20 protein-coding genes are annotated in these 20,027 nt (G+C 56.3%); 3 read left to right on the forward strand and 17 right to left on the reverse strand.

Annotated features, from left to right (window positions below):
- Window positions 1–6: 6 nt before the first annotated feature.
- The 13 genes from rpoS to cysG form a co-directional block, all read right to left on the reverse strand.
- Window positions 7–999 (reverse strand): RNA polymerase sigma factor RpoS, encoded by a 993-nt coding sequence (gene rpoS / locus BV390_RS09070; RefSeq protein WP_004866938.1) that lies wholly within the window; start codon window positions 997–999, stop codon window positions 7–9.
- Between the two features lie 153 nt (window positions 1,000–1,152).
- A complete protein-coding gene (gene nlpD / locus BV390_RS09075; protein ID WP_032690968.1) occupies window positions 1,153–2,277 on the reverse strand; it encodes a murein hydrolase activator NlpD in 1,125 nt (374 codons plus the stop codon).
- 124 nt (window positions 2,278–2,401) lie between these two features.
- The gene (locus BV390_RS09080) at window positions 2,402–3,028 is read right to left on the reverse strand and encodes a protein-L-isoaspartate(D-aspartate) O-methyltransferase (RefSeq protein ID WP_004866942.1); all 627 of its coding nucleotides are present in this window, start codon (window positions 3,026–3,028) and stop codon (window positions 2,402–2,404) included.
- The gene (surE, locus tag BV390_RS09085) at window positions 3,022–3,783 is read right to left on the reverse strand and encodes a 5'/3'-nucleotidase SurE (protein WP_032690967.1); all 762 of its coding nucleotides are present in this window, start codon (window positions 3,781–3,783) and stop codon (window positions 3,022–3,024) included. Before surE ends, BV390_RS09080 begins: the two co-directional genes overlap by 7 nt.
- Window positions 3,764–4,813 (reverse strand): tRNA pseudouridine(13) synthase TruD, encoded by a 1,050-nt coding sequence (truD, locus tag BV390_RS09090; protein WP_032690966.1) that lies wholly within the window; start codon window positions 4,811–4,813, stop codon window positions 3,764–3,766. Before truD ends, surE begins: the two co-directional genes overlap by 20 nt.
- The gene (gene ispF, locus BV390_RS09095) at window positions 4,810–5,289 is read right to left on the reverse strand and encodes a 2-C-methyl-D-erythritol 2,4-cyclodiphosphate synthase (protein ID WP_032698907.1); all 480 of its coding nucleotides are present in this window, start codon (window positions 5,287–5,289) and stop codon (window positions 4,810–4,812) included. Before ispF ends, truD begins: the two co-directional genes overlap by 4 nt.
- A complete protein-coding gene (gene ispD, locus BV390_RS09100) occupies window positions 5,289–5,999 on the reverse strand; it encodes a 2-C-methyl-D-erythritol 4-phosphate cytidylyltransferase (RefSeq protein WP_032690964.1) in 711 nt (236 codons plus the stop codon). The genes ispF and ispD overlap by 1 nt, the downstream gene beginning before the upstream one ends.
- Before the next feature lie 19 nt (window positions 6,000–6,018).
- Window positions 6,019–6,330, reverse strand: coding sequence for a cell division protein FtsB (gene ftsB / locus BV390_RS09105; RefSeq protein WP_032690963.1), 312 nt, complete (start codon window positions 6,328–6,330; stop codon window positions 6,019–6,021).
- Between the two features lie 140 nt (window positions 6,331–6,470).
- Window positions 6,471–6,797: a DUF3561 family protein gene (locus tag BV390_RS09110; RefSeq protein WP_032690962.1), complete on the reverse strand. Its 327-nt coding sequence runs from the start codon at window positions 6,795–6,797 to the stop codon at window positions 6,471–6,473.
- A 48-nt stretch (window positions 6,798–6,845) separates the two neighbouring features.
- Window positions 6,846–7,451 carry an adenylyl-sulfate kinase gene (gene cysC, locus BV390_RS09115; RefSeq protein WP_032690961.1) on the reverse strand — a complete coding sequence of 202 codons (606 nt, stop codon included), beginning with the start codon at window positions 7,449–7,451 and terminating at the stop codon, window positions 6,846–6,848.
- Window positions 7,451–8,878: a sulfate adenylyltransferase subunit CysN gene (gene cysN, locus BV390_RS09120; protein WP_032690960.1), complete on the reverse strand. Its 1,428-nt coding sequence runs from the start codon at window positions 8,876–8,878 to the stop codon at window positions 7,451–7,453. The genes cysC and cysN overlap by 1 nt, the downstream gene beginning before the upstream one ends.
- A gap of 9 nt (window positions 8,879–8,887) precedes the next feature.
- On the reverse strand, window positions 8,888–9,796 hold the full coding sequence (gene cysD, locus BV390_RS09125) for a sulfate adenylyltransferase subunit CysD (RefSeq protein ID WP_004866959.1): 909 nt from the start codon (window positions 9,794–9,796) through the stop codon (window positions 8,888–8,890).
- A 9-nt stretch (window positions 9,797–9,805) separates the two neighbouring features.
- Window positions 9,806–11,212: a siroheme synthase CysG gene (cysG, locus tag BV390_RS09130; RefSeq protein ID WP_168185413.1), complete on the reverse strand. Its 1,407-nt coding sequence runs from the start codon at window positions 11,210–11,212 to the stop codon at window positions 9,806–9,808.
- A 247-nt stretch (window positions 11,213–11,459) separates the two neighbouring features.
- Between cysG and BV390_RS09135 the strand changes: the two genes are divergently transcribed.
- The gene (locus BV390_RS09135) at window positions 11,460–12,503 is read left to right on the forward strand and encodes an aminopeptidase (RefSeq protein ID WP_032696759.1); all 1,044 of its coding nucleotides are present in this window, start codon (window positions 11,460–11,462) and stop codon (window positions 12,501–12,503) included.
- Between the two features lie 77 nt (window positions 12,504–12,580).
- On the opposite strand, the gene cysH is transcribed toward BV390_RS09135, so the two are convergent.
- From cysH to cysJ, 3 genes are all read right to left on the reverse strand, one after another.
- On the reverse strand, window positions 12,581–13,315 hold the full coding sequence (gene cysH, locus BV390_RS09140) for a phosphoadenosine phosphosulfate reductase (RefSeq protein ID WP_032690957.1): 735 nt from the start codon (window positions 13,313–13,315) through the stop codon (window positions 12,581–12,583).
- 95 nt (window positions 13,316–13,410) lie between these two features.
- Window positions 13,411–15,123: an assimilatory sulfite reductase (NADPH) hemoprotein subunit gene (cysI, locus tag BV390_RS09145; protein ID WP_085396850.1), complete on the reverse strand. Its 1,713-nt coding sequence runs from the start codon at window positions 15,121–15,123 to the stop codon at window positions 13,411–13,413.
- Window positions 15,123–16,922, reverse strand: coding sequence for an NADPH-dependent assimilatory sulfite reductase flavoprotein subunit (gene cysJ, locus BV390_RS09150; protein WP_032690955.1), 1,800 nt, complete (start codon window positions 16,920–16,922; stop codon window positions 15,123–15,125). Before cysJ ends, cysI begins: the two co-directional genes overlap by 1 nt.
- 319 nt (window positions 16,923–17,241) lie before the next feature.
- Between cysJ and queD the strand changes: the two genes are divergently transcribed.
- Complete coding sequence (gene queD / locus BV390_RS09160) at window positions 17,242–17,604, forward strand: 6-carboxytetrahydropterin synthase QueD (protein ID WP_004866969.1); 363 nt, start codon at window positions 17,242–17,244, stop codon at window positions 17,602–17,604.
- Window positions 17,605–17,681: 77 nt separating this feature from the next.
- On the opposite strand, the gene queE is transcribed toward queD, so the two are convergent.
- Window positions 17,682–18,353, reverse strand: coding sequence for a 7-carboxy-7-deazaguanine synthase QueE (gene queE / locus BV390_RS09165; protein ID WP_032690954.1), 672 nt, complete (start codon window positions 18,351–18,353; stop codon window positions 17,682–17,684).
- A 512-nt stretch (window positions 18,354–18,865) separates the two neighbouring features.
- Between queE and BV390_RS09170 the strand changes: the two genes are divergently transcribed.
- Window positions 18,866–19,975, forward strand: coding sequence for an SDR family oxidoreductase (locus BV390_RS09170; protein WP_032696756.1), 1,110 nt, complete (start codon window positions 18,866–18,868; stop codon window positions 19,973–19,975).
- Window positions 19,976–20,027: the final 52 nt, after the last annotated feature.

The raw sequence follows: 20,027 nt of genomic DNA on the forward strand, positions 1-20,027 counted from the left end.
AATTGCTTATTCGCGGAATAGCGCTTCGATGTTCAGCCCTTGTCCTTGCAGGATTTCCCGCAGGCGGCGCAGGCCTTCGACCTGGATCTGACGTACGCGTTCGCGGGTCAGACCAATTTCACGGCCAACATCTTCAAGCGTAGCGGCTTCGTAGCCCAACAGGCCAAAACGACGCGCCAGGACTTCACGCTGCTTGGCGTTCAGTTCGAACAGCCATTTAACGATGCTTTGTTTCATATCATCGTCCTGCGTGGTGTCTTCCGGACCGTTGTCTTTCTCATCGGCCAGAATATCCAGCAGCGCTTTTTCCGAGTCGCCGCCCAGCGGCGTGTCCACTGAGGTAATGCGCTCATTGAGACGCAGCATACGGCTCACGTCATCAACCGGCTTATCCAGCTGCTCGGCAATCTCTTCCGCACTCGGCTCGTGGTCCAGCTTATGGGACAACTCACGTGCGGTACGCAGATAGACGTTCAGCTCTTTGACAATATGGATAGGTAAACGGATGGTACGGGTTTGGTTCATGATCGCCCGTTCAATCGTTTGACGAATCCACCAGGTGGCATAAGTCGAAAAACGGAACCCACGTTCCGGGTCAAACTTCTCAACCGCGCGGATCAGCCCCAGATTGCCCTCTTCAATCAGATCCAGCAGCGCCAGACCACGATTGCTATAACGACGAGCAATTTTCACCACCAGACGCAGGTTACTTTCAATCATCCGGCGGCGTGAAGCCACATCACCACGCAATGCGCGACGGGCGAAATAGACCTCTTCTTCGGCCGTCAGCAGTGGGGAATAACCAATCTCTCCCAGGTAGAGTTGCGTCGCATCAAGCACACGTTGTGTTGCGCCTTGCGACAGAAGATCTTCCTCGGCCAGATCGCTATCACTGGGTTCCTCTTCTACTAAGGCTTTCTCATCGAAAACCTCGACTCCGTTCTCATCAAATTCCGCGTCTTCATTTAAATCATGAACTTTCAGCGTATTCTGACTCATAAAGATGGCTCCTACCCGTGATCCCTGAGCAAAGCACCTTCGCTATACATCATTCAACGACGCCGGACGGAGACTTTTTGCCCCGGTTAAGGGGCTGTTGCGACCGGCCTGGCGTCTGCTAACTGATGTGACGCTTATCCGTACTTCGCCAAATTATCGCTGCGGTAAATACTGCAGCGGGTTGACGGATTTCCCCTTGTAACGAATTTCAAAATGCAATCTTGTAGAGCTGGTGCCGGTGCTACCCATGGTAGCGATTTTCTGCCCCGCTTTGACTTCCTGTTGCTCCCGGACCAGCATTGTATCGTTATGAGCGTAGGCACTCAGGTAATCATCGTTGTGTTTGATGATAATAAGATTACCGTAACCGCGCAGCGCGTTACCGGCATAGACGACGCGTCCGTCAGCGGTCGCGACAATAGCCTGTCCCTTACTGCCTGCAATATCAATACCTTTATTGCCGCCTTCTGCGCCACTAAAGTTCTCAATAACCTTGCCATCAGTCGGCCAGCGCCATGTGGAGATAGGCGAACTGGTTGACGTACTGCTTGCAGTCGGTTGGTTTGTGCTAACAGCGGGAGCCGTCACTGGCGCGACGGTAGTCGTCGTCGCTGGCTTATTGTTCGGCAACATCTTATTAGCATTCTGTTCACCTGAGGATTCAGAATACGTAATAGTTGGTTGTGACGCAACCACTGCGGTCGATTTTTGTGCAGTATTTGAGGCCGCCGTCGCACCTCCGCTTGCCCGTACGCTTGCCGCAGCAACGGCGTTATCACCGGTGATTGGCTGGCCAGCAGAGTTGCCAACCTGCAGCGTCTGACCAACGTTCAGACCGTATGGCGCAGGGATGTTGTTGCGTTGCGCGAGGTCACGGAAATCGTTACCCGTTACCCATGCAATATAGAACAGCGTATCGCCGCGTTTCACGGTATAGGTGCTGCCACCCGTATAGCTGCCTTTCGGAATATCGCCATATTTACGGTTATAGACTATCTTGCCGTTCACGGTCTGCACCGGCTGTTGAGCCATCGGCTGAATCTGCGTCGCAGGGGTCTGAACCGGCTGTACCTGAGGTGTATGCGGAACAATGGCGGATCCTGTTGTCGACGGCGGAGTGATCAGCATCCCGGAATTCGTACCCGAGGATGAGGCTCCACCCGCCGAGCTAACCGGCGCAGGCGGATTATTGGTATTGGTACAACCTGCCAGCCAGAGTGAAACCAGTGATAACGCCGCAATACGGCTTAAGGTAAATTTTGGGCTTCCCGCGCTCATTTATCCCCCAGGAATATGTTAACTGCCAATATCTTGCTTACCGGACAACACCCGGCCAGGACACTGAAAATGTGTCCACCCTACGCCTAAAGTCAGGCAAAAAAAACCTGGATAAATCCGGGTCTCACGCCAGCTCCCCTTGCACCAAGGGAACAAAGCGCACGGCTTCGACGGTATCCATCACAAACTCATTACCGCGACGACGGATCCGTTTCAGAAACTGATGCTCCTCGCCCACCGGTAATACCAGCACACCTCCCTCATCCAGCTGCGCCAGCAGCGCTGGCGGCACTTCCGGCGGCGCGGCGGTGACGATAATCGCATCAAAGGGAGCGCGTGCCTTCCAACCCTGCCATCCATCGCCATGACGGGTTGAAACATTATGTAAATCAAGTTGTTTCAGGCGACGACGCGCCTGCCACTGTAAACTCTTAATCCGTTCGACCGAACACACATGATGAACGAGGTGCGCCAGTATCGCCGTCTGGTAGCCTGAGCCGGTGCCAATCTCCAGCACCCGCGATTCCGGCGTCAGCGTCAGCAGCTCCGTCATCCGCGCCACCATGTAGGGTTGCGAGATGGTTTGCCCCTGGCCGATAGGGAGTGCGGTGTTCTCCCACGCCTTGTGTTCGAAGGCTTCATCAACGAATTTCTCACGCGGTACCAGGGTTATCGCCTCGAGCACGCGCTCGTCAACAATGCCCTGAGTACGCAGCTGATTCAGCAGGCTTTCAACACGTTTGCTTACCATTGTGTTTCCACTCCGACGCGATCCAGCCAGTCGGCCACCATCCCGTGAGCCTGGTGGGCGGTTAAATCAACGTGCAGCGGCGTCACGGAGACATAGCCTTCATCGACGGCCGCAAAATCGGTATCCGGCCCGGCATCGTGCTTCTCTCCCGGCGGGCCAATCCAGTACAGCGTATTGCCGCGCGGATCTTTTTGCGGAATAACCTGATCGGCGGGATGTCTGCTGCCGCAGCGGGTCACGCGAATGCCTTTAATCTGCTCAAGAGGCAGATCGGGCACATTGATATTGAGGATGCGACCGGTACGCAGCGGCTCGCGGCCTAAAGCACGCAGGATAGAGCAGGTAATTGCCGCCGCGGTGTCGTAGTGTTGATGACCATTCAAGGAGACGGCCAGGGCCGGAAAGCCGAGATGACGGCCTTCCATTGCGGCAGCGACGGTGCCGGAGTAGATGACGTCATCGCCGAGATTGGGGCCGGCGTTAATGCCGGAAACCACGATATCCGGACGGGGACGCATCAGGGCGTTGACGCCGAGATAGACACAGTCCGTTGGCGTCCCCATCTGGACGGCAATATCGCCGTTATCGAAAGTGAAAGTGCGTAGCGAAGACTCAAGAGTCAGGGAGTTCGATGCGCCGCTGCGGTTACGATCGGGTGCAACTACCTGGACCTCAGCAAACTCCCGTAAGGCCTTCGCCAGGGTCTGAATACCCGGCGCATGAATCCCGTCATCGTTACTCAGCAATATTCGCATAGTCACCCGTTGTATTGATAAGTTCCCTTACCACGCTGGTGGCGAAGCTGCCCGCCGGCAGCCAGAAACGCAGTTCAACGGTTACGTCATCCCACCAGTTCCAGCTCATCTGCTGCGGATAGAGCAGCATCGCCCGGCGCGCCGCTTCCACTTTTTCCCGCACCAGCAGAGCCTGGAGCTGCGTCTCTTCTGCAACGGCCGCCTGCTCGGCGGCCAGCGCCTCGCGTTGGCTGCCCCACTCGCCGCTTCCCGGTAACGCCGCCGTAATCATCAGTTCACGGTTATCAACCCGCTCCTGCAGCTGCGCACGTTCCTCAGGCGTGGCGACAAACCAGCTCCCGCGCCCCGCTAATTGTAGCGCATCGCCATCAACAACCTGATTAAATTCCGGTTTTTTTAATCTAATACTGACCTGTTGATTAAACAAGCCGCTACGCGCCGCCGACAGCCAAAAACTGCGTTTATTGCGATCGCGAACCGGTGCGCCGCTCTCCGCCCAGCGCAGCGCGCCCAGCAGATTGCTGCCGCCGATACCAAAGCGCTGGGCGCCGAAATAGTTCGGCACACCCTGCGCGGCAATGGCCTGCAGACGCCGCTCGACATCCTCGCGATCGCTAATTTCCCGCAGGATCAGGGTAAACTGGTTGCCCTTCAGCGCGCCGAGGCGCAGCTTGCGTTTATGCCGCGCGTACTCCAGCACCTGGCAACCTTCCAGCTGAAACTGACTCAGATCGGGCATCTCTTTGCCCGGAAGCCGGGCACACAGCCACTGCTCGGTCACGGCATGTTTATCTTTCTGCCCGGCAAAACTCACTTCACGCGCATGGATTTTAAGGAACTTAGCCAGCGCATCAGCCACAAACCGCGTATTGCAGTCCGTTTTCAGAATCCGTACCAGCAGATGCTCGCCTTCGCCATCCGGCGCAAAGCCAAGATCTTCGACCACCACGAAATCTTCCGGGTTGGCTTTCAGTATCCCCTGCCCCTGCGGTTTACCGTGCAGCCAGGTGAGGTCATTGAAAGCGATCATGGCTGCACCTTATGCAGCAGCGCTACCGCTTCGCAGGCGATACCTTCACCGCGGCCGGTGAAACCCAGCTTCTCGGTAGTGGTGGCTTTCACGTTGACGTCATCCATATGGCAGCCGAGGTCTTCGGCGATAAAGACACGCATCTGCGGAATATGCGGCAACATTTTCGGCGCCTGAGCGATGATGGTGACATCCACGTTTCCGAGGGCATAGCCTTTGGCCTGGATCCGCCGCCAGGCTTCGCGCAGCAGCTCACGGCTGTCGGCTCCCTTGAAGGCCGGGTCGGTATCCGGGAACAGCTTGCCGATATCCCCCAGCGCCGCCGCCCCAAGCAGGGCATCGGTCAGCGCATGCAGCGCCACATCGCCGTCGGAGTGGGCCAGCAGCCCTTTTTCATAGGGAACGCGTACCCCGCCAATGATGATTGGGCCTTCACCGCCAAAAGCGTGTACGTCAAAACCGTGTCCAATTCGCATTAAGCCTTCTCCTGGTGTCGGGAACGGGTAAGGTAAAATTCTGCCAGCGCCAGGTCTTCCGGGCGCGTCACTTTAATATTATCAGCTCGGCCAGCGACCAGTTCGGGATGGAAGCCACAGTACTCCAGCGCCGAGGCTTCATCGGTAATGATCGCGCTTTCATTGAGCGCGCGCGTCAGGCAGTCGAGGAGGAGCTCACGAGGGAAAAATTGCGGCGTCAGCGCATGCCACAGATCGTTACGGTCGACCGTGTGCGCAATGGCTACCTTGCCGGGTTCCGCACGTTTCATCGTGTCGCGTACCGGCGCGGCGAGAATGCCCCCCACGCGACTGGTTTCGCGCAGCGCCAACAGGCGCTGAAGGTCGTCCTGGTGCAGGCACGGGCGCGCGGCATCGTGCACCAGCACCCATTCAGCTTCAGGCAGCGCCTGTAGACCAGCCAGTACGGAGTCAGCGCGCTCGGCCCCGCCGTCGACGACGGTAATCTGCGGATGAGTGGCCAGCGGCAGCTGGCTAAAGCGGATATCGCCGGGACTGACGGCAATCACCACGCGCTGCACGCACGCGTTCGCCAACAGCGCGGCGACCGCGTGTTCGAGAATCGTTTTGTTACCGATTGAGAGATATTGTTTCGGGCATTCCGTTTGCATGCGGCGGCCAAAACCGGCTGCCGGTACCACGGCGCAAACACCCGGAAAAGTGGCTGCCATGTCGTAATCCTGGGCTTGTTTATCGATTGTTCTGCGCCGACCCCTGGTTGCGCTTAGACGCATCCGGGACCAGACGATAAAATGTTTCGCCCGGGCGGGTCATGCTTAGTTCATTGCGTGCGCGCTCTTCGATCGCTTCCTGACCGCCGTTAAGGTCATCGATTTCCGCAAAGAGTTGATCGTTGCGCGCCTTTAATTTGCTGTTAGTGGCTTGCTGCGCGGTGACGTCGTCATTCACCCGGCTATAGTCATGCAGACCATTTTTACCGAACCACAGCGAGTACTGTAGCCAGACCAGCAAAGCCAATAGTAGCAGCGTTAATTTACCCATTCTGCCCCCTGAAAAACGGCATCATCATCCCATAACTCGCCCGAGTATTTCACTCCGACGCGCGGACGACGCCGCGTAACGCGGGGACTGTAACACATTTCTGTCGCCGATACCCAGGCTTGATTCATACGCAGAAAGGACTATCCCAACAACCAGAGGAACAGCAGACCAAACATCAGCCCCACGGTCAAAATCGTCGCGCAGACGCTGTACAGGAGCTTACCGTTCAACAGCGAGTGCAGCGCAATCCCAACAACCACGGCAACCGGCATTAAGGCGAGAAAAAAGGGCCAGGTATAGAGGAGGAAAAAAAGCGTATTACTGCCATACATGAGGAAGGGAATACCCAGCGCCAGCAGCCATGAAATAAAGCCCACGGCAGCGCCTGACAAAGACCATGTGGTCTCGTCATGGGCCACCGGTGGTGGTTCTGAACGAATAATACTGATGTTCTGGGTATTGCGCATATCGAATCCTGTTGACCGGGCGACCGGCATCTCAATGCCGCCGCCGTTTCAGGATCTGATAATATCGCTCTGTCTGAGGAGGTCTAATAGTTGGTGCACCAAATTTGTTACCAATTGTTCACCATCCAGATGAATTTCCGCCTTTTCCGGCGATTCATACACTGAATCAATCCCGGTAAAATTACGCAATTCACCTGCACGCGCCTTCTTGTATAACCCCTTTGGATCCCGCGCCTCACAGATAGCCAGCGGCGTATCGACAAACACTTCGATAAAGCGCCCTTCGCCTAAGCGCTCGCGCACCATCTGCCGTTCGGCACGGTGCGGAGAGATAAACGCCGTCAATACCACCAGCCCGGCATCCACCATCAGTTTCGCCACTTCCCCGACGCGACGAATATTCTCTTTACGATCGCTATCGCTAAAACCGAGATCGCTACACAGACCGTGCCGCACGTTATCGCCATCCAGCAGATAGGTGCTGACGCCCAGCTGATGCAGCGCCTCTTCCAGCGCGCCGGCAACGGTGGATTTACCGGAGCCGGAGAGCCCGGTAAACCACAGCACCACGCCGCGATGGCCGTGGTGCTGTTCGCGCTGCTGCTGGGTAACCGGATGGGCGTGCCAGACGACGTTTTCGTCATGCAGGGCCATTACTTGCCTCCCAGCAGGTCACGCGCGTCCCAGTGCGGGAAGTGTTTACGGATCAGCTGATTCAGCTCCAGCTCAAACGCGCTGAACGCTGATGCTGACGCCTGGCGCTGTTCCAGCGGTTCGCGCACCATACCGGCGCCTACCGTGACGTTGGTCAGCCGGTCGATGAAGATCAACCCGCCGGTTACCGGGTTATGCTGATATTTGTCCAGCACCAGCGGCTCGTCGAAGGTCAAATCGACAAGGCCAATCCCGTTCAGCGGCAGCGACTCGACTTCACGCTGGGTCAAATTGTTGATATCAACCTGATAGCGAATGCCGTCGACGCGAGCGCGGGTTTTCTTGCCGGCAATTTTAATGTCATAGCTCTGGCCCGGGGCTAACGCCTGTTCGGCCATCCAGACCACGTCCACGCTGGCGCTCTGTACCGCAGGCAGCGTCACCTGAGCATCCACCAGCAGATCGCCGCGGCTGATATCAATTTCGTCTTTCAGTACGATGGTAATCGCTTCACCGGCGCCAGCTTCCTGCAGGTCGCCGTCAAAGGTCACGATCCGCGCCACGCTGGATTCCACGCCCGACGGCAGCACCTTCAGACGCTGTCCGACCTTGACGCTACCAGAGGCCACGGTCCCGGAGAAACCGCGGAAGTCGAGGTTGGGCCGGTTAACGAACTGGACCGGGAAGCGCAGCGGCTGATTTTCCACCACGCGACGAATTTCAACAGTTTCCAGCACTTCCAGCAGCGTCGGGCCGCTGTACCACGGCATGCTGGCACTCTGGGTCGCGACGTTGTCCCCCTCGAGGGCAGAAAGCGGAACAAAGCGAATATCGACATCGCCCGGCAGCTGCTCAGCAAACGAGAGATACTCTTCGCGAATGCGATTAAACGTCTCTTCGCTAAAATCCACCAGGTCCATTTTGTTCACCGCCACCACCAGGTTTTTAATCCCCAGCAGCGTCGAGATAAAGCTGTGACGACGGGTCTGATCGAGCACGCCTTTGCGCGCATCCATCAGCAGAATCGCCAGATCGCAGGTGGAAGCGCCGGTGGCCATATTGCGGGTGTACTGCTCGTGCCCCGGGGTGTCGGCGATAATAAATTTGCGTTTCTCGGTAGAGAAATAGCGATAGGCGACATCGATGGTGATGCCCTGCTCGCGCTCAGCCTGCAGGCCATCCACCAGCAGCGCCAGATCCAGTTTTTCACCCTGCGTACCGTGACGCTTACTGTCGTTATGCAGCGATGAGAGCTGATCTTCGTAAATCTGCCGGGTATCGTGCAGCAGGCGGCCAATCAGGGTACTTTTCCCGTCATCGACGCTGCCGCAGGTCAGGAAGCGCAGCAGGCTTTTGTGCTGTTGCGCGTGCAGATAAGCTTCTACGCCGCCTTCATTAGCAATTTGTTGGGCAATGGTCGTGTTCATGGCGGCTCCTTAGAAATACCCCTGACGTTTCTTCAGCTCCATGGAGCCGGCCTGGTCGCGGTCAATCATACGACCCTGACGCTCGCTGGTGGTGGAAACCAGCATCTCTTCAATAATCTCCGGCAGCGTTTGCGCATTGGATTCCACCGCGCCGGTCAGCGGCCAGCAGCCTAAAGTACGGAAGCGCACCATCTGCTTTTTGATCATCTCGCCCGGCTGCAGATCGATACGATCGTCATCAATCATCATCAGCATACCGTCGCGCTCAAGCACCGGACGTTCGGCCGCCAGATACAGCGGAACGATTTCGATATTTTCCAGATAGATATACTGCCAGATATCCAGCTCGGTCCAGTTGGAGAGCGGGAAGACGCGGATGCTTTCGCCCTTGTTAATCTGGCCGTTGTAGTTGTGCCACAGCTCCGGACGCTGGTTTTTCGGATCCCAGCGGTGGAAACGGTCGCGGAAAGAGTAGATACGCTCTTTGGCGCGGGATTTTTCTTCGTCGCGACGGGCGCCGCCAAACGCAGCATCAAAGCCGTATTTGTCCAGCGCCTGCTTCAGACCCTCGGTCTTCATGATGTCGGTGTGCTTGGCGCTGCCGTGAACAAACGGGTTAATCCCCATCGCCACCCCTTCCGGGTTTTTGTGCACCAGCAGCTCGCAGCCGTAGGCTTTGGCAGTACGGTCGCGGAATTCATACATCTCGCGGAATTTCCAGCCGGTATCAACGTGCAGCAGCGGAAAAGGCAGGGTTCCCGGATAAAACGCTTTACGCGCCAGATGCAGCATGACGCTGGAATCTTTACCGATGGAGTACATCATCACCGGGTTAGAGAATTCGGCGGCCACCTCGCGAATAATGTGGATGCTTTCAGCCTCCAGTTGCCGCAGGTGAGTGAGTCGTTTTTGGTCCATAACCGTTCCTTAAGCCAGATTCACCACAGAGGCGTTAAACGCATCTGCTTGAGTTGTTTGTTGAAACCAGGCGAGCTGATGGTGTAATTGCACCACTTCGCCCACGACCAGCAGAGCGGGCATCGGGGCATCTTTCGCCAGCTCTTCGAGCTGCTGTAATGTGCCCGTTATCGTTTGCTGATCGGCGCGGGTACCGCGAGAAATCACCGCCACCGGCGTATTACTATCGCGACCGTGGGCGATCAGCTGTGCGCTGATTTCCACCGCTTTCATCGTGCCCATGTAGATAGCCAGCGTCTGACGGCTTTGCGCCAGCAGCGACCAGTCGTGCGCGGCGCTGTCGGCCTTGTAATGACCGGTGACGAAGGTGACGCTCTGGGCGTAATCGCGATGGGTCAGCGGAATGCCGGCATAGGCCGTCGCCCCGGCAGCAGCCGTTACGCCCGGAACCACCTGAAATGGAATTCCTGCGGCCGCCGCCGCCTGTAGCTCTTCGCCGCCGCGTCCGAAAATAAACGGATCGCCGCCTTTCAGGCGCACCACCGTTTTGCCTTCTCGCGCCGCTTCGACCAGCATCTGGTTCGTTTCATGCTGCGGCACCGAGTGTTCGCCCGCGCGCTTACCCACGCAGATCATCTCGGCATCGCGGCGCACCAGCTCGCGGATCTCCGGCGTCACCAGATGGTCATAAAACACCACGTCCGCCTTCTGCACCGCCTGCAGGCCGCGCAGCGTCAGCAGCCCGGCATCGCCCGGCCCGGCGCCGACAAGAATAATTTCACCCAGCCGTTTTTCCGGATGATGCAGTTCTTCTTCCAGCACCTTATCGGCGGCGGCTTTATTTCCGGCAATCATCAGACTGGCAAAGCGGCCATTGAAGACCCGCTCCCAGAAGCGCCGACGTGCTGCCGTCGTCGTCAGATGCGTTTTGATATGATGCCGCCAGTAGCTGGCCGCCTCGGCGACGCGTCCCAGGTTGGTGGGCAGCAGCGCTTCAATTTTTTCGCGAATCAGCCGCGACAATACCGGTGCCGAACCGCCGGAGAATATCGCTATCAGCAGCGGAGAACGGTCCACGATGGAGGGAAACACCACCGAACAGAGCGGCTGATTATCGACAACGTTCACCAACCGGTAACGGGCGTTGGCGGCAGCGGAAACTCGCTGATTGAGCGCGTCATCGTCAGTCGCGGCAATCACTAAAAAGACGTCGTCCAGCTGTGGTTCTTCAAACGCGTGGGCCCGCCACTGAATCTCCTGGCGTTCAACCAGAGCGGCAACCTCTGCAGATAATGCTGCCGCCACGACCTGTACGTTGGCTCCTGCCCGGCGCAAGAACATAATTTTGCGCGCCGCAATGTCCCCGCCGCCAATAACCAGCACCGGTTTTTCTTTCAGTTCGGCAAACAGGGGCAAATAGTCCACGTTGCAACAACTCGCTTACAATCAGTCATAGAGCGACTATAGGGTGCTGTTTAGAGCAAATGAAATTACTAAATGGAATGAGTAGTTACCCAAAAGAATAACGACCTGAAAAAGCAAATATCAAAAAGTGCTTAACGCGCGATTTTTCCGCTATTTAAGAGCAAATGAAATTGTTTAACCGCAGTCACAGTTTCATACTATGAGCGTTAAATTTTTCCCTCGAGAAAGGACCCCCGCTATGTTTTCCGCGTTGTGCCGCCGCCTCCTTCCCCTGGCGCTTGGCGCAGGTTTTGTCTTCTCCGCCCCGGCTTTCAGCGCCATGGGCGAAACCGCAAATACCCAGGCTCGTCATATCGCGACTGTTTTTCCCGGAAGAATGACCGGTTCGCCCGCTGAAATGCTGTCGGCGGACTATGTGCGTCAGCAGTTTGCCCAAATGGGCTATCAAAGCGATATCCGCAGCTTCCATGCGCGCTATATCTACAGCAATACGGATAAACGGAAAAACTGGCAAAACGTTACCGGCAGCACCGTCATTGCCGCCCACGAAGGTGCGGCACGCCAGCAGATCATCGTGATGGCACATCTCGATACCTATGCGCCGATGAGTGATGCTGACGTCGAACGCAACCTTGGCGGCCTGACCCTGCAGGGCATCGACGATAATGCCGTCGGCGTGGGCGTATTGCTGGAGCTGGCCGAGCGGTTGAAAAATGTGTCCACTCACTATGGCATTCGCTTTATCGCTTCAAGCGGTGAAGAAGAAGGGAATCTCGGCGCGCAAAATATACTGAAGCGAATGAGCGATGCAGAGAAGAAAAATACGCTGCTGGTGATCAATCTCGATAATCTGGTGGTTGGCGATAAGCTCTATTTCAATAGCGGGCGCAGCACTCCCGCCTCGATTCGCAAACTCACCCGAGACCGCGCTCTGGCTATTGCGCGCAGCAAAGGGATTGCCGCCTATACCAATCCTGGCCTCAATCATGATTATCCGCAGGGCACCGGCTGCTGTAATGACGCCAGCATATTTGATGGCGCAGGGATCCCGGTCCTGTCCGTGGAGGCCACGAACTGGTCCCTGGGTAAGAAAGATGGCTCTCAGCAACGCAACAAATCCGCCTCCTTCCCGCGAGGAACCAGCTGGCATGACGTACAGCTGGATAACCAGCAGCATATTGATAAAGCGCTGCCGGGTCGTATCGAACACCGCAGCCGCGATGTCGTCAAGGTGATGCTGCCGCTGATAAAAGAGCTGGCGAAGGCAGAAAAGCAGAGCTAATCCGCTGCCCGGCGATATGAAAAAGCCCTCGTCGTTCAGACTGAGGGCTTTGTCTTAGCACAACCGTCGTCGGTGATTTAGCCTTCGTGCAGCCCGCACTCGCGCTTCAGGCCGAAGAAACGGGTCTCTTCTTCTGCCATCCCCGGTTCCCATTTGCGGGTGGTGTGGGTATCCCCTACCGAAAGATAGCCCTGTTCCCACAGCGGATGGTATGTGAGGCCGTGCTTTTGCAGGTACTGATAGACGGTACGGTTATCCCAGTCGATGATCGGCAGCACTTTAAAGACCCCGCGCTGAATGGCCAGCACCGGGAGCGTGGCGCGGCTGCCGGACTGTTCCCGGCGGAGCCCCGCAAACCAGGTTTGCGCGTTCAGCTCTTCCAGGGCCCGGTTCATCGGTTCGACTTTGTTGATCTCATTGTATTTCTCAATGCCTTCAACGCCCTGCTCCCACAGCTTACCGTAGCGTGCCTCCTGCCAGGCGGCGCTCTCCTTCGCCCGATAGACCTTCAGGTTCAGCTTGAGCTTATCCGTTAACTCGTCGATAAACCGGTAGGTTTCCGGGAACAGATAGCCGGTATCGGTCAGAATGACCGGAATATCCGGCCGTACCTGATTGACCAGATGCAGGCTCACCGCCGCCTGAATACCAAAGCTCGAAGAGAGCACGTATTCGCCCGGAAGGTTTTCCAACGCCCACGCCACGCGCTCTTCCGCGCTCAGCTTTTCCAGCTGGCTATTGGTTTCCGCCAGTTGCAAAATGCGATCGACCTTCGGTAATTCGTTAAGGACATTTAGATCGAGTACGGACATAAAGACCTCATTTGCCTGTTTTGCCGGGCGTACTGCGTGTGCCCGGCCTACAAAACCAGTACCCGATAAGCTTAGCGCTACCGGGCGATGCCGGGCTATTCCCAGAAATCACGGGCTGGGTCGAGCACCGGGCGAATGATGCCCGCACGCACCGTAAAGTCGCCGAAGCCTTCACCCGCTTCGCGCTCTTTCGCCCAGCGCCCTACCAGTTCGTCGATCGAGTCGAGAATCTCCGACTCGGTAATGTTCTCGCGATACATCCGTGGAATACGCGTCCCGCAGCGGTTACCGCCGAGATGCAGGTTGTAGCGACCCGGCGCTTTGCCCACCAGCCCGACTTCTGCCAGCATCGCACGACCGCAGCCGTTCGGGCAGCCGGTCACGCGCGTCACGATATGCTCATCGCTCACGCCGTGCTTGCCCATGATCCCGTCGACCTTATCAATAAACGACGGCAGGAAGCGTTCTGCTTCGGCCATCGCCAGCGGACAGGTCGGGAAGGAGACGCAGGCCATCGAGTTTTCACGCTGCGGGGTGACCGCATTCATCAGACCGTGGTCGCGCGCCAGTTTTTCGATCCGCGCTTTTTCCGTCTCCGGTACGCCGGCAATAATCAGGTTCTGGTTCGCCGTAATACGGAACTCGCCCTGATGGATCTTCGCGATCTCCAGCAGACCGGTTTTCAGCGGACGGCCGGGATAATCAAGAATACGTCCGTTTTCAATAAACAGCGTCAGATGCCATTTTTTGTCGATCCCTTTGACCCAGCCGATGCGATCGCCGCGACCGGTGAACTCATACGGACGGATCGGTTCAAACTTGATCCCCGCCCGACGCTCCACTTCGGCCTTGAAGGTCTCGACGCCGACGCGCTCAAGAGTATATTTGGTTTTCGCATTTTTACGGTCGGTACGGTTGCCCCAGTCGCGCTGGGTGGTGACGACCGCTTCCGCGACCGCCAGCGTGTGCTCCAGCGGCAGATAGCCAAACTCGCTCGCCGTACGGGCGTAGGTTTTCTTGTTGCCGTGTTCAATCGACAACCCGCCGCCCACCAGCAGGTTAAAGCCCACCAGCTTGCCGTTTTCGGCAATCGCTACAAAGTTCATGTCGTTGGCGTGCAGATCGATGTCGTTCTGCGGCGGGATCACCACGGTGGTTTTGAACTTACGCGGCAGGTAGGTCTGGCCGAGGATCGGTTCTTCATCGGTGGTGGCGACCTTCTTCTGATCGAGCCAGATCTCCGCATAGGCGCGGGTACGCGGCAGCAGATGTTCGGAGATCTTTTTCGCCCACTCGTAGGCTTCGGTATGGAGCTGAGACTCGTTCGGGTTAGACGTGCACAGCACGTTACGGTTCACGTCGTTGGCGGTCGCCAGCGCGTCCAGCCCCACGTCGTGCAGCATTTCATGGGCCGGTTTCACGTTCTTTTTCAGAATACCGTGAAACTGGAAGGTCTGTCGGTTAGTCAGACGGATGCTGCCGTAAATGGTGTTCTCACCGGCAAATTTATCAATCGCCTGCCACTGTTTAGTGGTGATGACCCCGCCCGGCAGGCGGCAGCGCAGCATCATCGCATGGCGCGGTTCGAGTTTCTGCGCCGCGCGCTCGGCGCGGATATCACGGTCATCCTGCTGATACATGCCGTGGAAGCGGATCAGCAAAAAGTTATCGCCGTTGAAACCGCCAGTCAGGCCATCCTGCAAATCTTCTTTAATGGTGCCGCGCAGGAAATTGCTCTCAAGCTTCAGCCGTTCGGCATCAACCAGTTTGCCTTCGACCACCAGAGGGCCGGGGTGTTTTTCGCTCATTAGTAGACATCTCGCTGATAACGGCGCTCAACGCGCAGCTCACTTAAAAATTCGTCCGCCGCTTCGGCGTCCATCGCGCCGAATTCGGCAATCACGTCCAGTAACGTCTGCTCAACGTCTTTCGCCATACGATTGGCATCGCCGCAGACATAAATATGGGCACCGTCATTAATCCAGCGCCACAGTTCGGCCCCCTGCTCGCGCAGCTTGTCCTGAACATAGACTTTTTGTTGTTGATCGCGGGACCAGGCCAGGTCGATACGGCTCAGCACGCCTTCTTTGATATAGCGCTGCCACTCCACCTGATAGAGAAAATCTTCCGTAAAGTGCGGGTTGCCGAAGAACAGCCAGTTCTTGCCTTCCGCGCCGTCCGCCGCACGCTGCTGCATGAAGGCACGGAACGGCGCGATGCCGGTACCGGGGCCAATCATGATCACCGGCGTCTGCGGATTAGCAGGCAGGCGGAAGTTGTCGTTGTGTTCAATAAAGACGCGAACTTCGCCATCTTCTTCGACGCGGTCAGCCAGGAAGCTGGACGCACCGCCGGCGCGGGCGCGGCCTTCGATGTCGTAGCGAACGGCGCCCACGGTGATATGGACTTCGCTTTCTACTTCCGCCTGCGATGAAGCAATGGAGTAGAGACGCGGGGTCAGCGGACGCAGCAGGCCAATTAACGCGTCGGCATCCAGCTGCGCCGGAGAGAAACGCACCATATCGACAATCGGCGTGGTCGCGGCGTATTGCTGGAGCTGCGCTTTATCGCCGACCAGCGGCAGCAGGGTTTCGCTGCGGGTTAAGGTGGCGTAATTCTCAACGATGTTAGCGGTATTAACCGTTAACTCGAAATGCCATTCCAGCGCTTCCGCCAGCGGCAGGGTTTTGCCGTCAACCGTGACCGGCTCATCACCCTTCAGCCACAGCAGCTCAACCAGCTCTTTCACCAGAGCCGGATCGTTCTGATACCAGACGCCCAGCGCATCGCCCGGCTGATAACGCAGCCCGGAGTCAGCGAGGTCGATTTCAATATGACGCACATCTTTTTCAGAATCGCGGCCGGTAATTTTCTGATTCACCGCCAGTGTCGCCGTCAGCGGCGCTTCTTTGGTATACGGGCTGGAGTGAATGTCATTCACCGCCCCGCTCGTCGCTCCCTGGGCCGGAGCCGCAACGGGGGCACGGGATTTCAATACTTCAACAACCCGCGCGCGCCATTCCGCCGCCGCAGGCTGGTACTCGACGTCTGCATCAACGCGATCCAGCAGACGCTCCCCGCCCAGTTCAGCCAGACGACTGTCAAAGTCTTTCCCGGACTGGCAGAAGAATTCGTAAGAGGTATCGCCTAAGCCAAATACCGCAAAGGCGGTACCCTCAAGCTTCGGCGCTTTTTTGGAAAACAGGAATTTATGCAGCGCAACGGCCTCTTCCGGCGACTCGCCCTCACCTTGCGTCGACGTCACGATAACCAGCAGCTTTTCGGAGGCAATTTGTTTGAATTTATAGTCGCCTGCGTTCACCAGTTTCACGTTCAGCTGCGCGGCGATCAGATCGTCACGCAGCGCTTCAGCCACGCGGCGTGCGTTGCCGGTTTGCGATGCTGAAATCAGCGTAATGCCCGGCATTTCTGCAGCCTGAGCAGGAACCGCTGTTACCGCGCCGGAGTGCTGATTCAGCACGCCCCAAAAGTAACCCGAAACCCAGGCAAGCTGAGTCGGGGTGAAGTCTGTCGTGGCCGCCTGAAGGCGCGCCAGTTGCTCCGGGTTCAGCGGGAGCAAATTGGAAGGTGGGGCCTGTGTCGTCATGCGTCGTTATGTTCCAGTAAGCAAAGCTGTTATTCGCACCCTGTCAGCGCGGCAAAAACAGAAGAGAATGTAAGGTTAACGGCGCTGATAGTAACAATTAAAGAAGGGATGGAAATAACAAATAACCAAATGGACTAACCTGTTTTAGTTATAGTTATTAACAACAAAAACGATTAATCAACTCTATGAAATTAAAAAGGATATTACGTTACCCGTGGGCAAATACGTCGATATTTCGCTCAGGGCCGTTTTAGTTAATGATAAAAAAACCGCTTTCCGGTACCCTACGGCGGTTTTTTTGTCTTATTGAGAGTAAAAGATGTCCACCACCCTGTTTAAAGATTTCACCTTCGAAGCCGCCCATCACCTGCCTCACGTACCGGAAGGTCATAAGTGCGGTCGCCTGCACGGCCACTCTTTTATGGTGCGCCTGGAGATTACCGGTGAAGTCGATCCCCACACGGGCTGGATCATGGATTTTGCCGAGCTCAAGGCCGCGTTTAAACCGACCTACGATCGCCTGGATCACTACTATCTGAACGATATTCCTGGTCTGGAAAACCCAACCAGCGAAGTGCTGGCGAAGTGGATTTGGCAGCAGATGAAACCGCTGGTGCCGCTGCTGAGCGCCGTGATGATCAAAGAGACCTGTACCGCAGGCTGTATCTATCGCGGCGAATGATGCGCTGGCCGGGAGCGGACGTGTCCTGGCCGCAGAACAGAAAGGCCCGGTGCGCAGCCTGCGACCGGACCTTTTTATCAGGCAATGTTCAGATATTTATGCGTCTGCATCGATAACCGCCAGTTACGGGCAATACAGGTCTCGATACACAGACGCGTGGCGTCGTCTTTCTGACTGATGGGCTGCAGGGCGATGATGCGCGGTTTTTCATCGCTCAGCGTTTCCAGCAGTTCATCCAGCGCTTCGATATCCCGCACGCGCCCTACCGGATGCTTAATTTCATCCGCACGCAGCAGGGCTTGCGACAGCACATCATAGCCACCGCGCATATTGACCTTTGGCGATACCGTCACCCAGGTATTGGGGCTGCAGCGCACTTCATGGGTACCGCTGGTTTCAATCTGGCAGCTGAATCCGTTCTGCTCCAGCAGCGTGGTCAGCGGGGTTAAATCGTGGATGCAGGGTTCGCCGCCGGTGATGACCACGTGACGTGCGGTCCAGTCCTGACGCCCGATAATCGCCAGCAGGTCTTCGCCGCTTGCCGGGCCCCATTTATCACTCTCTTTGGTTTTCGCCAGAATACTAAACAGCGACACTTCCCGATCCGCAAGCTTATCCCAGGTATGTTTGGTATCGCACCAGGCGCAACCAACCGGGCATCCCTGCAGACGAATAAAAATGGCAGGCACGCCGGTGAAGTAACCCTCGCCTTGCAAGGTCTGGAACATCTCGTTAATCGGGTACTGCATAATCATCTCTGTTTAGGTTCGAAACGCGCATTATCGCAGATTTAGCGGCCGAGGTCTTGTCCTCAGCGGCGATTATCAACGCGCTGTTGTTGCTGAAATCAGACTAAGATTATAGCCTGTTGAGCAATACCAAACGATCTCTTCCGCTTTATTTCCCGCTGCCTTTAAAGACCTTCAGCGACGGGAGAAATAAATCACCTCGACTTATTTCTGCATGTATTACGTTTTTTATACGGCGACTTTTGATGTAACTAAATATGTTTAAAATTACCTTTAAACAACGATGACAACACCATTCAGAATATAACAATAACTATAAAAATCATATATGTACAAATGGAAACATGAAAAACAGAATCTTCTTCACTCCGCAGATGTCCAATGCTATTCACGCCCGTTCGTAACCTTAATTCTGGCTTAAGAAAGCCTTCCGGCTCGCCATTTTCCATTGACTCACCGTTTAGTTTCAGCCGCCTAGAATCCAGCCGACCAACCATGATGAGACGGCGTTCATGAATACATTATTAATTACAGGCGTTACCGGTTTTCTGGGGGGAGCGGTTTTAGAGAATATCCTGAACCAAAATAACGGGATGAATCTGCTGCTTTTAGTTCGAGCCGATAATGATGACGCGGCGCTTGCCCGGGTCAAAGAAAACATGCGCAAGTTCAATGTCTCTGAGGAGAAACTGGCGGCGCTGGGCACGCAACATATTCTCGCGGGCGATTTGGCTAACCCCGCAGAATTCCTCTGCGACCCACGTCTGGAGCAGGTGACTCACGTGCTCAACTGCGCGGCTGTCGCCTCCTTTGGCAATAACCCGCTCATCTGGAAGGTGAACGTGGAAGGCACTCTGCAGTTTGCCCAGCGTATGTCCCGGGTTGCCGGACTACAGCGCTTCCTGCATGTGGGTACGGCCATGTCATGTTCCCCTGAGCCCGATTCTCTGGTCGCGGAAAGCGCCGAGTTTCGCGAGCGTGCCGAACACCTTGTCGAATACACCCACTCTAAATCAACAATCGAGCAGCTGATGCAGCAGACCTGCCCGACGCTTCCGTTGACGATTGCCCGTCCCTCGATTGTGGTGGGCCATACTCATCACGGCTGTCAGCCCTCCAGCAGTATCTTCTGGGTATTCAGCATGGGCTTAATGCTGCAGAAATTCCTCTGCTCCATGGAAGACCGGATCGATGTGATTCCGGTCGACTATTGCGCCGATGCGCTGATGATGCTGCTTGATAACCAGCTTGCGCAGGGGGAAGTCGTGCATATTTCGGCAGGTGAAGAAAATAGCGTGAAATTCGCGGAGATCGATCGCGCCATGGCCTCTGCGCTGGAGCAGGTGCCCGTCGGCGACAGGTATGCGCAGGTCAGCTATGAGACGCTGGTCAAGATGCGTCGCGAACTGAAGGATATCTTCGGCCCCTGCAATGAACGTCTGATGCTCAAAGCCATGCGCCTCTATGGCGCCTTCGCTACCCTTAACGTACGCTTCAGCAACGATAAGCTGCTCAGCATGGGCATGCCGAAGCCGCCGCGCTTTACCGATTATATCGATCGCTGCGTGCAGACCACCCGCGGGCTTTCGATTCCGCAGCAGATGGCGGTCGACTTTAAGTAATTATCGGCGCGAAGGTAAAAAGCGAAGGTAAAAAAAATGCCAGTCCGAAGAC

This window comes from Klebsiella sp. YJ, from assembly GCF_002108615.1.
Taxonomy (GTDB): Bacteria; Pseudomonadota; Gammaproteobacteria; order Enterobacterales; family Enterobacteriaceae; genus Klebsiella; species Klebsiella planticola.

Bases quoted from the DNA above. Each gene is read 5' to 3' on its own strand.
- cysH (WP_032690957.1), bottom strand. From the start codon at position 13,315: ATGTCCGTACTCGATCTAAATGTCCTTAACGAATTACCGAAGGTCGAT.
- ispF (WP_032698907.1), bottom strand. From the start codon at position 5,289: ATGCGAATTGGACACGGTTTTGACGTACACGCTTTTGGCGGTGAAGGC.
- rpoS (WP_004866938.1), bottom strand. From the start codon at position 999: ATGAGTCAGAATACGCTGAAAGTTCATGATTTAAATGAAGACGCGGAA.
- cysN (WP_032690960.1), bottom strand. From the start codon at position 8,878: ATGAACACGACCATTGCCCAACAAATTGCTAATGAAGGCGGCGTAGAA.
- cysD (WP_004866959.1), bottom strand. From the start codon at position 9,796: ATGGACCAAAAACGACTCACTCACCTGCGGCAACTGGAGGCTGAAAGC.
- cysI (WP_085396850.1), bottom strand. From the start codon at position 15,123: ATGAGCGAAAAACACCCCGGCCCTCTGGTGGTCGAAGGCAAACTGGTT.
- BV390_RS09135 (WP_032696759.1), top strand. From the start codon at position 11,460: ATGTTTTCCGCGTTGTGCCGCCGCCTCCTTCCCCTGGCGCTTGGCGCA.
- BV390_RS09110 (WP_032690962.1), bottom strand. From the start codon at position 6,797: ATGCGCAATACCCAGAACATCAGTATTATTCGTTCAGAACCACCACCG.
- truD (WP_032690966.1), bottom strand. From the start codon at position 4,813: ATGATCGCTTTCAATGACCTCACCTGGCTGCACGGTAAACCGCAGGGG.
- cysC (WP_032690961.1), bottom strand. From the start codon at position 7,451: ATGGCCCTGCATGACGAAAACGTCGTCTGGCACGCCCATCCGGTTACC.
- BV390_RS09170 (WP_032696756.1), top strand. From the start codon at position 18,866: ATGAATACATTATTAATTACAGGCGTTACCGGTTTTCTGGGGGGAGCG.
- nlpD (WP_032690968.1), bottom strand. From the start codon at position 2,277: ATGAGCGCGGGAAGCCCAAAATTTACCTTAAGCCGTATTGCGGCGTTA.
- cysJ (WP_032690955.1), bottom strand. From the start codon at position 16,922: ATGACGACACAGGCCCCACCTTCCAATTTGCTCCCGCTGAACCCGGAG.
- queE (WP_032690954.1), bottom strand. From the start codon at position 18,353: ATGCAGTACCCGATTAACGAGATGTTCCAGACCTTGCAAGGCGAGGGT.
- queD (WP_004866969.1), top strand. From the start codon at position 17,242: ATGTCCACCACCCTGTTTAAAGATTTCACCTTCGAAGCCGCCCATCAC.
- surE (WP_032690967.1), bottom strand. From the start codon at position 3,783: ATGCGAATATTGCTGAGTAACGATGACGGGATTCATGCGCCGGGTATT.
- ispD (WP_032690964.1), bottom strand. From the start codon at position 5,999: ATGGCAGCCACTTTTCCGGGTGTTTGCGCCGTGGTACCGGCAGCCGGT.
- ftsB (WP_032690963.1), bottom strand. From the start codon at position 6,330: ATGGGTAAATTAACGCTGCTACTATTGGCTTTGCTGGTCTGGCTACAG.
- BV390_RS09080 (WP_004866942.1), bottom strand. From the start codon at position 3,028: ATGGTAAGCAAACGTGTTGAAAGCCTGCTGAATCAGCTGCGTACTCAG.